The organism is Vibrio sp. 2130-1, assembly GCF_033339515.1.
On the sequence record NZ_JAWOUT010000004.1, the window covers coordinates 12,446 to 26,489 of the forward strand.

Below are 14,044 nucleotides of genomic sequence, written 5' to 3' on the forward strand. Positions count from 1 at the left end.
GGCTTTTCTCATAAGTCGTTATTCTATTTCAAGCTTTGATATGAGGATACGTTTGCCGGTTGTATCAATTATCAATGCTATTCCTTGCTGGCGAACTTTGGTTCATGTTCGGGCGCCATTCGCATATGATAGCGACCTTATAAAAATTAATCCTGTTCATAATTTAAGATGTCCCTGACTCATAAAGACTATTTTAAAATCGCATTTCCTTTCATCGTTTCTACGGTAACCCAACCATTATTGGGGGCGGTGGACACCGCGGTGATCGGTAAACTCGGTGTGGCTGAGATGATTGGTGGTGTAGCGATAGGCACCGTCATCATGAATACCTTGTATTGGCTGTTTGGCTTCTTCCGCGTCAGTACTACCGGGCAAAGTGCAATAGCATTAGGTAAAAATAGCCCAGAGGATCAAGCGAGCAGCTTATTCCGTCCTTTCGTGCTTTCGCTCTGCCTTGGCTTGATTTTCATTGCGTTGCAGTCCGTGATTTGGATGGGGGCAGAGCTGATTATCTCCCCTGATGCAGTTGTGGCAGAAAACGCTAAGATTTACTTCGATATCATGATCTTTGGTGCGCCATTTGTACTGCTGAACTACACCGTGATTGGTTGGTTGATGGGGCAGGCGAAAGCCAAAGAAACCTTGTTCACGCAAGTGTTTGGTAACGTGCTGAACATCGTGCTGGATATCGTCTTTGTGTTGTACTTCGATATGGGCATTGCTGGCGTTGCGGTAGCGACACTTATCGCGCAAATTTCGACGTTTGTTATTGGTGCGGTGCTGGTGTTGAAAACCTGTCGCTTCCCGCTGTTTGATTACATTCAGACCGCAAAAATGACGCGTAAAGATCTCAAAGTCATCGCGTCTTCCAATATGGATCTGCTGCTTCGTACTGTGTGTCTATTGGTGTTCTTCAACATGATGGCGCGTGTAGGCTCTCAGCTTGGTTCTGATGTGCTTGCTGCGAACGCAATCTTGATGCAAGTGACCTTTATCGTCAGCTACATGTTCGACGGTGTGGCGAATGCGTCGAGCGTCTTCGCAGGTAAAGCAGTAGGGCAGAAGAATAAGACATTGCTTGATAACGTGATTAAGCTAAACACGCAATGGACCGCGGCGTTCGTTGTTGTCTTGACCTTGCTGTTAGTTCTGTTCAAACACCAAGTGGTGATGTTGTTTACCACCTTGCCAAACCTTGTTGAACTGTATTTAGACATGAGCCCTTGGTTATTGGCATTCCCGTTGGTTGCTGGTTTTGGTCTTACGTTTTACGGCATCTTTACCGGTACAGGGACGACGCGACCAGTGCGTAACTCTACCTTTCTAACCATGGTGTTGTTCTTTGTGACTCAATTTATTGCGGTGCAATATTGGGGCAACCACGGTTTGTGGCTGGCATTCACTTTGTTCTACGTTGGGCGTTTTGTCTTCTTGTTCCCATACCTCGGTCAAGTTAAACAAAAGTGTCTTTAATTCACACTGTCACAAACGACCTAATTTAGATGTTCTTATAACAAGGGTGGAGCCATCTGCCCTTGTTGATAAATCTGAAAAAGGTGATGAAATAACCTTTCCGACTGGTTTCCTTGCTTTAACCCGCATGATATTATTTGTGATGTTATATTATTACATTTATTTTGATGCCGTGATTTCTCGACCAATACTCTCCGTTAATAATCTCAGCCTTACAGACTCAGAACGCACACTCTTCAAAGACATTTCTTTTGAGCTGTTTCAAGGTGAAGTTCTTGCCATTATGGGACCTTCCGGCATTGGTAAATCCATGTTGTCGAAAGCCGTCGCAGGTTTTTTGCCGTCTGATATTTGGGTAGACGGAAGTATCCAGCTTAACAGCAGTGAAGTCACACAAACTGCCATGCTGCAACGTAGTCAATCTCAGCGTCCTGCGGTCATTTTCCAAGATGCACTTAAAGCACTGAATCCATTGGCGTCTGTCGAACAACAACTGTGTTTGGCATTGACGGGCAACAAAACGCGCTTTTCTTCAGCAAACCGAGAAACGGTGACGACCTTGTTGTCTCAACTCGGATTTGCGGATCCAAAAGCAGCATTGGCGCAGCATCCAAGCCAGCTATCTGGTGGTCAACGTCAGCGTATTTGTATTGCGATTGCGTTGCTTGGTAGTGCCAACTTGATCATCGCTGATGAGCCCACCAGTGCGCTCGACCCAATCACCGAAGCGGAGATCCTTGAGTTGTTTCGCAGTAGTGTTCAGCAACGCAACATCAGTGGTTTGTTGATCACGCACGATCTATCTGCGGCTTTGGCGTGTGACAAAGTCTTGGTGATTGCGGACAACACCATGGTGGCTTATGGCGCACCATGGCAAGCCATTCAGCAAAGTTCGCATCCTTTCTGCCAACAACTTGCGCAACTGCTGCCTTAACCTCATCTCTGGAGCCTATTTTGACTAAGCACAACTTGAGCGGGCACACGCAGCCTAAATCGGCGGAAGTTCGCTTTGAGCAAGCCAGTGTTCACTATTACTCCAAACCAAGTTGGTTAGGGGGTAAACCGTTTAAAGCGCTTGAACAATTGGATCTTGCTATCGACACAAAGAATATTGCGATTGTTGGTCCTTCTGGTGCGGGTAAATCGACCTTGATTGAGCTTTTGTTCGGTCTTCGTAAGCCCACATCTGGTGAAGTGTATGTGTGTGGCTATCCGCTATCGCGTAGCTCGGCTAAGCAGCGACAAGAGTTGTGTCAGCACATTCAACTGATTCCGCAAGAGCCGCAGTCTAGCTTGAATCCGTATTACACCGTTCGCCAGATCTTACTGGAGCCGTTAAGCAACATTGGTTTGACGCAAGAGCTTAACGAGAAGGTGGAAAAGGTTTTGGCGGATGTCGGTTTGGATCTCACATTGCTGGATCGCAACCCGCAGCAATTATCAGTTGGGCAAGCGCAACGTGTGGCTATTGCCAGAGCTTTGATTGTCGAACCTTGCGTGTTGGTTGCCGATGAGCCAACCAGCAGCCTAGATCCCGTCAGTCGTAAACAGATTCTCGACTTGTTGGCCGGCATTCAAAAGAGTCGTCAGATGCGCCTGATTTTGGTGACACATGACCTCGATGCGGCACAAACCCTATGCGATGAAATCCTAGTGTTAGACAAAGGACGCGTTGTCGAGCACGGCACGGCACAAAACGTGACAACTAACCCATCGCACTTGATCACGAGAGCCTTGATGAGCGCTCAACACAAAAGTAATGAATTCACAAAAACCATTGGAGAGGTTTCTTATGCACCTTAGTACTCCCAAGTTAGCTTTGTCGCTGGCTTTAAGCGCACTGCTGACGGGTTGTTTTGACTCTGGCGAAAGTAAGCCAGAAGCGGAAAAAGCAGCTGCACCACAAGCAACGGAAATTCGCGTTGCCATGATGCAACCACCACGCACAGGTTTGTCGCCACTTTCAGATGACGCGTTCAAACTGTCACGTTGGAGCACGGCAGAAACGTTGGTGAACCTAAACGATCAGTCGGTAGCAGAGCCTATGCTGGCAACAGAGTGGGAACAAGTTGACCCGATGACGTGGCAATTTAAGGTACGTAAAGGCGTGAAATTCCACGATGGTTCTGAGCTTGATGCCAACGCGGTCGTGAACTCTCTGCAAAAAGCATTAGATGCCGCACCTAAACCACGCATCTTGGACGGTATCGAATGGCAAGTTCGCGCATTGGACGACTTCACTGTTGAAATCAAAACGACCTTTAACGATCCACTGTTGCCAAGCCGTCTTTCTAGCCCACAGCTAGCGATCCTTTCTGGTGCTGCATATCAAGAAAACGGTCGTGTTGTGCCAATCAATGCGGGTACGGGTCCATTCGTTCTGACAGAAATCAACGGGACAACCAGCGCAAAACTGAAGCGTTTTGACGGTTACTGGGGTGAAAAAGCAAAAGTAGACAGTATCTTTGCTGAATACGTACCAAACGGTTTTGCTCGTGCTGCTGCACTACGTACCGGTGAGGCGGATGTCGTTGAAGCGGTTCCTGTTTCGCAAATCGCGATGATGGAATCTTCACAACTGCATGAAGTTGCAATGCCACGTACCAACACGCTTTACCTTAACAATAAATCAGATGTGTTTAGCCAGTTCGGTTTGCGTAAAGCAGCAGCTCAAGCGGTTAACCGTGAGCAAATCATCAAAACGGTTTACGAGAACCACGCCGATTCAGCGAAAGGTCTGTTAGGTCCAGCATTGGCATGGGCTCAACCAATTCGTGATGCGAACCCTCGTATGGAAACCATGGAAATGCGCCACGCGAACGGTGAGAAGATCACCATCGGTACATTTACCGACCGTGCTGAGCTGCCAGAAGTAGCGGTGCTGCTAAAGCAACAACTTGAAGCGGCTGGCTTTGTGGTTGAACTAGACGTTCGTGAATACGCACAAATCGAAAACGATGCACTAGCAGGTAAGTTCGATGCGTTCTTGTTGTCACGTGCAACAGTGTTGGATTCTGGTGACCCAGTGGCGTACATGCAAAGTGACTTTAGCTGTAAAGGTTCTTACAACCTAGGTCAGTTCTGCTCTGAAGAAGTGGATGCTGCATTGAAACACGCTGATCGTCAACCTTTGGGTGAGAAACGCCAACAAGCGATCATCGAAGCAGAAAGCAAAATCCTTGAGCAATACGCTGTGATTCCACTGCTTCACGAGCGTGTAATCCAAGGTGAGAGTGACCGCGTGAAGAACGCACAACGTGACCCACGTGAGCGTCGCCTGCTCGACCAGTTTACTGAGGTGAACTAACTCGATGTCGTCTGTTGCCAACATGCGCTCTCGTTGGAGCGCTTGTATGCCTGAATGGTTTACGCGTTTTTTGTCGCGCTTCCTATCACTCGGGGTAGTGGTTGTGCTGGTGGGTTTGATGCCGGATATTGCAGGTATCGACCCAAGCCAATCAATCCTCCGTGCCCGTGCGGGGGCTCAACAATTGCTGACGGCAGAAGCTCTGCAAGCCATTCGAGAAGATCTTCAACTTGACCGCAGCGCTGCTGAGCGACTGTGGGATTGGTTGACGCTTGCCATGCAAGGTGACTTAGGTGTCTCTTGGGTGAGCGGCGCATCCGTGATGGAGAGCGTTCAACAAACTGCAAAAACGTCGCTACTATTGATGCTTACAGCGCTGGGCATGGCATTTGTAATGTGCATGGCGAGCGTGCTTTACACCGTGCGTCGTTGGCAACAGAATCGTTTAGACAAGCATCATGACACGCTCAGTTCGGTGTTGGTTTCATTGCCTGAATACGTGATTGCTTCGCTGCTGATCATGGTATTTTCCATCTGGTTGGGTTGGTTCCCGCCTTATGGTTGGCAAGGTGTACAAAACCTTTGGCTGCCCAGTTTGGCAATGGCATTGCCTGCTGCTGGCTTGTTCGGGCGCTTGCTCAATGACAGCCTCAAGCGTGTACTAGATGAGCCTTGGGTGATCACTTGGCTATCGGCGAACTTCAGTAAGTTTCAAATCTTACGCTTTGCCTTGTGGCGTGCCGTTAGTAACTTGATTCCTCAAATCGCAATGACGGTGATTGGTTTGACCGGCGGCGCGGTTGCTGTGGAGCAAGTGTTCTCCATTCCGGGTATCGGACGACTAATCTTAGGCGCAGCGAAGTCACAAGATCTGCCGATGCTGCAAGGTGGCTTGTTGGTGTTGCTGGTGTTCTCGATGTTGATCAGCAGTGCGAGCATCTTATTGCAACGCTGGTTACTCGGGCAAAGTGTCACAAGTGGCAAGCTGATCAGCAGTCACAGTACGTTCCGTTTTACCCAAAGCACCACCAAACGTATCGTCAGTGCCACAATTTTTACCTTGCTGATTGGTTGTGCGGGATGGGCGTTAATGCGCGATCCTTACACCATCCAATTTACCCGCCTTGAATCGCCAAGCTTGGCAGCACCGTTTGGTGCTGATGCGGTCGGGCGAGATCTGCTTGCTCGCGTTGGCGGCGGTATGATGTCGACAATCAAAATGGGCATCATCGCAACGTTCCTAAGTTTGGTGATTGGTTTGCTGCTCGGCTTCGTGACTCGTTATAGCCAAGGCTTAATTGAGATCACCAAAGGTGTGCCATACATTGTGGCGGGTCTGCTGATTGCTGGTCTAACGGGGATGAACCCAAATAGTGCCTTGATTGCGATTGTTATGGTGTCATGGGCACCATTAGCAGCGCACTGTGCAAGTTTGTTGATGGAAGCCAAAGCGCAGCCTTACACGCATCTTGCGCCCATTTGGGGAACCAGTCAGTGGCGAGTACTCCGTTACTACTTGTTACCTTATGTGCTGCCGCCATTGATTCGTCATGCGTTTCTGCGTTTGCCGTACATTACGCTCAGCCTGACGTCTCTGAGTTTTATCGGACTTGGCGTTAAGCCGCCAGAACCTGAGTGGGGCTTATTGATTGCGGAAAACTTGCCTTACATAGAGCGCTCACCATTAGGTGTTTTGCTGCCAATTTCAGGCTTAGTTTTGATGGCAATTGCGGTGAATTTGATTTTTGATGACAAGTGACGAGCAGCGATAAAGTGAAGTGAGCTTCCATATCCCAGATGTAATCAGTAATTTGGTAATTTAGAAAACAAAAGGATGTGTTTTCTGCCAGAAAGTACACAGCACGGTCTATGTATATTGGAAGCACCTATAAATTAACGAGTATAAAAGTTACGCGAACTCAGATGTTTAGGTAGTGTTACTCTTTATACACACGTAATCCTTTATCCGTTAATTCTTGAGTGACCACTTCGGATAGGTTTCGATCGGTAATAATTCCGTCCAATTGCTCGATGTCTAATGCATGAAAGCTCGCTATCTGACCGTATTTAGTTGAGTCTGAGATCAGATAATTGGTTTGTGCCGCCTTGATGATTGCTTTTTTAACGAGAACTTTATTTTCATTAGGTGTTGATAAGCCTTTCAAGCTCCAAGATGAAGTCGAAATAAAGGCGATATCAATATTTAGCCCATTCAAGAACTCTGCGACTTTTCCACCAATGGTGGATTGGTTCTCACGGTCAATTTTTCCCCCAGTGTGGTAAAGCTCACATTCACTGTGCGTCATAAGGAAAGCAGCAATAGAGAAGTCATTGGTGATCACTAAAAGATCATTACGATTTGCTATTTGATGGGCGATTTCTAGAGAGGTTGTTCCCGCATCCAAGTAAATCGTAGCGTCTTGACCAATTAACGTAGCCGCCAGCTTACCAATTTGAATTTTTTCATCCGCTTGTTGCTCGACCTTCGCATCATGGGAAAGTTCGGAATGTAGAGCTTGAGCGAGTTGCACTCCACCAGAAACAGAAACGACTTTACCTGAGGATTCAAGCTTCACGATATCACGACGAATGGTCATATGTGATACGCCAAGGTGGTCGGTTAAATCTGAAATGCTTAACACTTCTTGATGTGATAACAGGGATAATATGGTTCTTTGACGTTCTGCTGGGATCATAGTTTCACTTCTATATTCTTGTTTTTCAGTATCCTACCAATCTTTTTATTTGTTGTGAATATCTGTGAATTATGTTCTCAACGTTGTAAGAACAGCCTTCGCTTGTGTTAACTGCTCGGAATATCTCTGCCCATAAAGAGGTATATATCACGACATTGTTAATTTGTGTGAAAAAATGTGATTCAAAGCGAGGTCTTAGTATTAATCTTCACATATAATCACATCAACCAAACAAGAATTAACAAAGTTTAATAGACCAGAAGGCATTGTTTTTATGAGTGAAGTTCAATCTGTAGGTGTTATCGGTTTAGGCTCTATGGGAATGGGCGCCGCAAAGTCATGTGTGCGTGCAGGCCTAGATGTCTATGGTTTCGATTTAAATTCTCAAGCGCTTGAAGAGTTAGGTTCATTCGGTGCAAAAGCTGTTTCTACAAATGCAGTTGAGTTTGCAGATAAGCTTGATTCGGTTCTAGTTCTTGTTGTGAACGCAGCTCAAGTTAACACGGTCTTGTTCAAAACCGGTCTTGCTACAGCGCTTAAGCCGAATACGCCAGTAATGGTTTCAGCAACCATCTCAGCAGAAGACGCAAAACAAATTGAAGCGAAATTGGCAGAACACAATCTTGTGATGCTTGATGCACCGGTATCTGGTGGTGCTGCAAAAGCAGAATTAGGTGAGATGACTATTATGGCGTCGGGAGCGCAAAGCACATTTGATGCACTTGAACCAGTACTCAACGCAACGGCAGCTAAAGTCTACAACATCGGTGAAGCGATTGGCCTAGGCGCAACTGTGAAGATTATCCACCAATTGCTAGCAGGTGTTCATATCGCAGCTGGTGCTGAAGCAATGGCATTAGCGGCACGTGCAAACATTCCTCTTGACCTGATGTACGACGTGGTGACGAATGCAGCGGGTAACTCTTGGATGTTTGAGAACCGCATGAAGCATGTAGTTGATGGTGATTACTCCCCTAAATCTATGGTCGACATCTTTGTGAAAGATTTAAACCTCGTATCGGACACAGCAAAAGATCTCAAATTTCCACTTCCTCTATCAAGCACAGCACTAAACATGTTTTTGAGTGCAAGCAATGCTGGTTTTGGCCAGGAGGACGACAGTGCCGTTATCAAGATTTTTGATGGTATTGAGCTTCCAGGTGTAGAAAACAAACAGAAATAAGCGCACGTAAAACGGAGAAAAAATGATGTTATTAGGCGTTATCGCAGACGACTTTACTGGCGCAACAGACATCGCAGGTTTTCTTGTAGAAAACGGCATGCGCACAGTTCAGCTTAACGGTATTCCAAAAGAAGAGATTGATGTAAACGCAGATGCGGTCGTGATCAGTCTTAAATCTCGCTCTTGTCCTGTAGATGAGGCAATCGAGGATTCAGTAGCGGCGCTTAAGTGGCTGCAAGCAAATGGCTGTCAGCAGTTTTACTTCAAGTACTGCTCAACGTTTGACAGCACAGCAGAAGGTAACATTGGTCCTGTAACGGATGCACTGCTTGCAGAGCTAGGTGAAGCGTTCACCATTGTCTGCCCATCATTACCAGTGAATGGTCGCACAGTTTTCAACGGCCATCTATTTGTATTCCAAGACTTGCTAAGCGACTCAGGTATGCGTAATCACCCTGTGACACCAATGACTGATTCAAGCCTAGTTCGTATGATGGATGCTCAATCTCAAGGCAAATCTGGCCTGGTGAACTTCCAAATAATTGAACAAGGTCCAAAAGCGGTAATTGAGCGCTTTGAAGAGCTAAAAGTACAAGGCAACCGCTACGCAGTGGTTGATGCATTCAATGCAGAGCATCTTGTCACACTTGGCCAAGCGGCGAAGTCTCTAAAACTGGTAACTGGTGGTTCTGGTTTGGCTGCGGGTATTGCTAAGAACTGGATAGAGAGCCTTGAAGATCAAAGTGATGCGAAGCAAGAGGGGAACCCTAAAAAGGCACCAACCGTTGTGTTATCTGGATCTTGTTCTGTCATGACCAACCAACAGGTCGCTGTTTACAAAGAAAAAGCGCCACACTTTGCTATTGATGTGAAGGCGTGTCTGACGGAAGAAGATTACTTAAATCAAGTGTTTGATTGGGTCATGACCAACATCGAAAGCGAGTTCGCACCACTGGTTTACGCAACCGCAGATGCAGCGGCGTTAAAAGCGATTCAACAAGAGTTTGGCGCGCATGCTTCAAGTCACGCGGTTGAACAATTCTTTAGCCAACTTGCAATCAAACTTCAGCAGCACGGTGTGAAAAATTTCATCGTTGCGGGTGGGGAAACCTCAGGGGTTGTAACCCAAAGCCTAGCCGTAAAAGGTTTTCATATCGGTCCTCAAATCGCACCAGGTGTACCTTGGGTGAAGTCACTTGAAGGCGAGCTTTCTTTGGCTCTGAAATCGGGCAACTTCGGCGATGAACACTTCTTTGCCAAAGCACAGTCGTTTTTTGAATAGGTGAGGTTGTGATGAATAAAGAATTGATGACAGAACAACAACTGCGAGAGCAAATGGTCACTATGGCGCGCTCTATGTTTGAACGTGGCTATGCGACTGGCGGCGCTGGCAACCTTTCTCTAAAACTGCCTAATGGACACTTTCTGGCAACGCCAACTGGTTCTTCGTTCGGCCGCTTGATTGCTGAAGAGCTTTCGGTTGTGGATATTGATGGCAACCATATCTCTGGTGAAAAGCCATCAAAAGAAGTGGCTTTTCATCTGGCGATTTATCGAAATAACTCAAAGTGTAATGCGATTGTGCATCTGCATTCTACTTACTTGACGGCGCTTTCTTGTCTTGAAGGTCTAGATCGCGAGAATGCCATCAAAGCTTTCACACCTTACTTTGTAATGCGCATTGGCGAACTGCCAGTGATTCCGTACCTGCGCCCGGGCGACCCTCAGATTGCTGAAGAACTTGCGCAGCGGGCTAGTGACTACCGAGCTTTCCTCCTGGCGAACCATGGTCCAGTGATCACGGGTACGGACTTTGAAGATGCAGTGGATAACGCAGAAGAGCTAGAAGAGACAGCGAAGCTAGCGTTCATTCTTAAAGATAGCAACATCCGCTACTTAACGGATACTGAGATTCAAGACCTAAAAGGGAGAGGTAAGTAATGGCTAAATTCGCGGCAAATCTGACAATGTTATTCACAGAAGTTCCTTTTCTAGATCGTTTCGAAAAAGCACACCAAGCGGGCTTCAAAGCGGTGGAATACCTTTTTCCATACGCATTCGAAGCGCAAGAACTAGCAAGCAAGATACAGCAGTTTGGTTTTGAGCAAGCGTTATTCAACATGCCTCCAGGTGATTGGGATGCAGGTGAACGAGGTTTTGCAGCTATTCCGGGGCGTGAGGATGAATTTAAAACGAGCGTCGAGACTGCGCTGATGTACGCCAAGGCACTGAACTGTAAAAAGGTTCACGCTATGTCTGGCATTGTTGATTCACGCTTCACTCGTGATCAGCATATTGAAACCTTTATCTCAAACATTCGTTATGCAGCGGATAAGTTTGCCGAACAAGGTGTTGAGCTGATGATTGAGCCACTCAACAATCGCGATGTACCGAACTACTTTGTTGCACATCAACGTGAAGCGGTGGAACTCATCAAACAAGTGGCTCGTCCAAACGTGAAATTGCAGCTCGATCTCTATCACGCACAAATTATGGACGGTGATCTGAGTACGTTGATTCGCGATGTGGCGCCATACACAGGCCATATTCAAATTGCTTCTGTGCCTGAAAGGCACGAACCATCGGAAGGCGAACTGAATTACCCACACCTATTCAATGTTTTGGATGACTCTGGTTACCAAGGCTGGATCGGTTGTGAATACAACCCAAGGCATAGCACGCAGCTGGGCCTTAGTTGGGTTAAACCATACCTATAACAATTTTAATTTCTATCCATAAATAACTTGAAACCAATTACAAAAACAAAGGGTCGTGACTATGAATATTATCATAACTGGAGGGGCGGGTTTTCTCGGAACCCTACTTGCCAAATCACTACTAAAAGAAAACAAAGCTGAAAGTATTACTATTGTCGACATTCAAAAGTCGCGCTTAGAGGGCATTGATGACCGAGTCGTTTCTTTAGTCATGGATATGACAAAGCGAGAAAATATAGACCAAGTTATTACTGCCGAAACGACACACATTTTTCATTTAGCGGCAATTGTATCGAGCCATGCTGAGCAAGATTTTGATTTAGGCGTAGCTGTAAACCTGACGACCACACAGTTATTGCTTGAGCGTTGCCGTAAAGTAAACCCTAATATTCGTTTTACGTTTGCTTCATCTTTAGCTGTCTTTGGTGGTGATCTTCCGGAAACGATTACACCAATAACAGCACTTCATCCTCAGTCATCCTACGGGACGCAAAAAGCCATAGGTGAGTTATTGGTTAACGACTATGCCCGTAAAGGCTTTGTTAAAGCTGTATCCGTACGTTTACCGACTATTTGTATTCGCCCTGGGAAACCAAACCTTGCCGCTAGCTCTTTCGTAAGCGGAATTATTCGTGAGCCTTTGAATGCTCAAGAATCAAATTGTCCTGTAGACCCTACGCTAAAACTTTGGATATCGAGTCCGTCTAGAGTGGTGGACAATATTCAATATGCAGGGCTAATGCCTTATGAGCAGTTAAATAATCTGTCCTATAGAACGCTTAATTTACCTGGTATTCAAACTACACCAGCTGAGATGATTCAAACAATGGACACTCTAATGGGTAAACAACTTTCTAATTATATTACTTATGAGCATGATGCGGGTATTGATCGTATTGTGAGTAGTTGGCCACAAAAAATTGATTGTACTAAAGAACTGGAGCTTGGATTTAAAGCAGACAGTAATTTCAAGGATGTATTACAACAATTTATTTCTGTTAACAATATGGAGATTGTCTAATGTTACCAACCTCAGTAATTGGACTAATAGTAGCCGTATCAGTCCTTGTTTTTCTTGTATTACGTACAAAAGTACATGTGTTAATTGCGATGTTAATTGCGGCATGTATCGCAGGTATTATTGGTGGGTTAAGTGTTGACGACACGATTGCGACCGTTAGCAAAGGATTTGGTGGAACATTAGGCGGTATAGGGATTGTCATCGGTCTCGGCGTTATGATGGGGGCTATTTTAGAGGCTTCTGGAGCAGGAGAAAGTATTGCCTATAATTTTATAAAGTGGTTAGGAAAAAAGAAAGAAGAGGCCGCTCTTGCTGTAACTGGCTATATTGTTAGCATCCCAATCTTTGTGGATAGCGCGCTTATCATTCTTTATCCAATAGCGAAGTCTTTGTCAAAAACGTCCAATCGCTCGATTTTAACGCTTACGGTTGCTCTGGCGGGCGGCTTGGTCGTAGCGCATCACGCTATTCCGCCGACTCCAGGACCTTTGGGCGTTGCTGGTATCTTTGGTGTCGATCTTGCCAGCATGTTAGGTTTTGGTTTGATGATCGCAGCGCCTTGTGTCATGGGTATTGTTTGGTATGCAAGATGGTTAGAAAAACAGTTTCCTGAATTCATTCCTACCGAACATTTCTCGAAGTCTAGTGAGCAACTGATTAATGATCACAAAGAGTACATTGCAAGTAAAGAAGCGAAAGACCTACCATCTTTAAGTAAATCTATCGCTCCAATTATTATCCCTATTTTACTTATACTTGCGAAATCAGTGATGGGTTTATTAGAGGGGACTCTCGGTTTCGAAGGGCTGACTGCAACAACATTTGGTCAATTTATCGCTTTTATCGGCAGCCCTACTATTGCACTATCAATAGCGACGTTATTAGCGGTTTACACATTGGGTAATAACCTTACCAAAGAAGAAGCGAATGAAAAGATGGAACAAGGAATCTCCACTTGTGGCATCATTTTGTTAGTAACAGGAGCTGGTGGCGCGTTAGGTGCCGTATTGCGTGAAACGGGTGCGGGCGCAGAGATTGCTAACCAAGTTGCAGGGCTTCCTATTTCTGCGGTTATGATTCCATTTATTATTGCGACGTTAGTTCGTATTATTCAGGGCTCTGGTACAGTCTCCATGATAACCGCTGCTTCTATATCTGCCCCAGTTTTAGTAAATATTCCTGACGTTAACCTTTTATTCGCAGCGACGGCAGCTACGATGGGATCTCTATTTGCTGGCTACTTTAATGACTCGCTATTCCATATTGTTAATCGATTAATGGGGGTGACTGAGGTTAAGAAACAACTCATTATTTGGACTATTCCAACAACAATTGCTTGGGCTATTGGTGGTTCATTAGTAATGATTCTTAACTTATTCTTCGGATCTCATGGTTCAATCTTTGATCCCGTGTTACCACTTGCTGTACTTTTGGGGTGTGTTGCATTTACAAAATCTTACAGCGCTAAGCACGTCGAATTACAAGAGGTATAAAGGTTTACTTGTACTCTTCCATAAAGTAAAAACCTATCACAACATGTATTTTTATCAGATGGTTTAGAGATTGTTAATAGTATGAACGGCCCTATGTTTGGGCCGTTTTAGTTCTTATAAATAAACTATTTACCTTGAACCGATATAGGTTCCG

12 protein-coding genes are annotated in these 14,044 nt (G+C 45.6%); 11 read left to right on the forward strand and 1 reads right to left on the reverse strand.

The features are described from left to right. Positions 1 to 168: 168 nt before the first annotated feature. The 5 genes from R7Q09_RS06865 to R7Q09_RS06885 all read left to right on the forward strand — a co-directional run bounded on the left by R7Q09_RS06865 (position 169) and on the right by R7Q09_RS06885 (position 6,539). Entirely contained in the window at positions 169 to 1,473 is a 1,305-nt protein-coding gene (locus R7Q09_RS06865; RefSeq protein ID WP_047101728.1) for an MATE family efflux transporter, read from the forward strand. Between the two features lie 172 nt (positions 1,474 to 1,645). Further along, positions 1,646 to 2,407, forward strand: a complete 762-nt coding sequence (locus R7Q09_RS06870) for an ATP-binding cassette domain-containing protein (RefSeq protein WP_318070717.1) — start codon at positions 1,646 to 1,648, stop codon at positions 2,405 to 2,407. A gap of 20 nt (positions 2,408 to 2,427) precedes the next feature. After that, positions 2,428 to 3,276: an ABC transporter ATP-binding protein gene (locus R7Q09_RS06875; RefSeq protein WP_213965112.1), complete on the forward strand. Its 849-nt coding sequence runs from the start codon at positions 2,428 to 2,430 to the stop codon at positions 3,274 to 3,276. Next, positions 3,266 to 4,780: an ABC transporter substrate-binding protein gene (locus tag R7Q09_RS06880; protein WP_213897564.1), complete on the forward strand. Its 1,515-nt coding sequence runs from the start codon at positions 3,266 to 3,268 to the stop codon at positions 4,778 to 4,780. The genes R7Q09_RS06875 and R7Q09_RS06880 overlap by 11 nt, the downstream gene beginning before the upstream one ends. 4 nt (positions 4,781 to 4,784) lie before the next feature. Beyond that, positions 4,785 to 6,539 (forward strand): ABC transporter permease subunit, encoded by a 1,755-nt coding sequence (locus R7Q09_RS06885; RefSeq protein WP_411913104.1) that lies wholly within the window; start codon positions 4,785 to 4,787, stop codon positions 6,537 to 6,539. Positions 6,540 to 6,717: 178 nt separating this feature from the next. On the opposite strand, the gene R7Q09_RS06890 is transcribed toward R7Q09_RS06885, so the two are convergent. Continuing rightward, the gene (locus R7Q09_RS06890) at positions 6,718 to 7,476 is read right to left on the reverse strand and encodes a DeoR/GlpR family DNA-binding transcription regulator (protein ID WP_005375354.1); all 759 of its coding nucleotides are present in this window, start codon (positions 7,474 to 7,476) and stop codon (positions 6,718 to 6,720) included. 274 nt (positions 7,477 to 7,750) lie between these two features. On the opposite strand from R7Q09_RS06890, the gene ltnD reads away from it, so the two are divergent. The 6 genes from ltnD (at position 7,751) to R7Q09_RS06920 (ending at position 13,890) form a co-directional block, all read left to right on the forward strand. Next, complete coding sequence (ltnD, locus tag R7Q09_RS06895; RefSeq protein ID WP_005375356.1) at positions 7,751 to 8,659, forward strand: L-threonate dehydrogenase; 909 nt, start codon at positions 7,751 to 7,753, stop codon at positions 8,657 to 8,659. Between the two features lie 25 nt (positions 8,660 to 8,684). Further along, positions 8,685 to 9,941, forward strand: coding sequence for a 3-oxo-tetronate kinase (gene otnK / locus R7Q09_RS06900; RefSeq protein ID WP_258480940.1), 1,257 nt, complete (start codon positions 8,685 to 8,687; stop codon positions 9,939 to 9,941). An 11-nt stretch (positions 9,942 to 9,952) separates the two neighbouring features. Continuing rightward, complete coding sequence (locus tag R7Q09_RS06905) at positions 9,953 to 10,600, forward strand: aldolase (RefSeq protein WP_005385078.1); 648 nt, start codon at positions 9,953 to 9,955, stop codon at positions 10,598 to 10,600. Continuing rightward, positions 10,600 to 11,376 carry a 2-oxo-tetronate isomerase gene (gene otnI / locus R7Q09_RS06910; protein ID WP_047101720.1) on the forward strand — a complete coding sequence of 259 codons (777 nt, stop codon included), beginning with the start codon at positions 10,600 to 10,602 and terminating at the stop codon, positions 11,374 to 11,376. The genes R7Q09_RS06905 and otnI overlap by 1 nt, the downstream gene beginning before the upstream one ends. 61 nt (positions 11,377 to 11,437) lie before the next feature. Beyond that, positions 11,438 to 12,397 (forward strand): D-erythronate dehydrogenase, encoded by a 960-nt coding sequence (gene denD / locus R7Q09_RS06915; protein WP_017635260.1) that lies wholly within the window; start codon positions 11,438 to 11,440, stop codon positions 12,395 to 12,397. Then, positions 12,397 to 13,890 (forward strand): GntP family permease, encoded by a 1,494-nt coding sequence (locus R7Q09_RS06920; protein ID WP_258480867.1) that lies wholly within the window; start codon positions 12,397 to 12,399, stop codon positions 13,888 to 13,890. Before denD ends, R7Q09_RS06920 begins: the two co-directional genes overlap by 1 nt. The last annotated feature ends 154 nt before the right edge of the window (positions 13,891 to 14,044 follow it).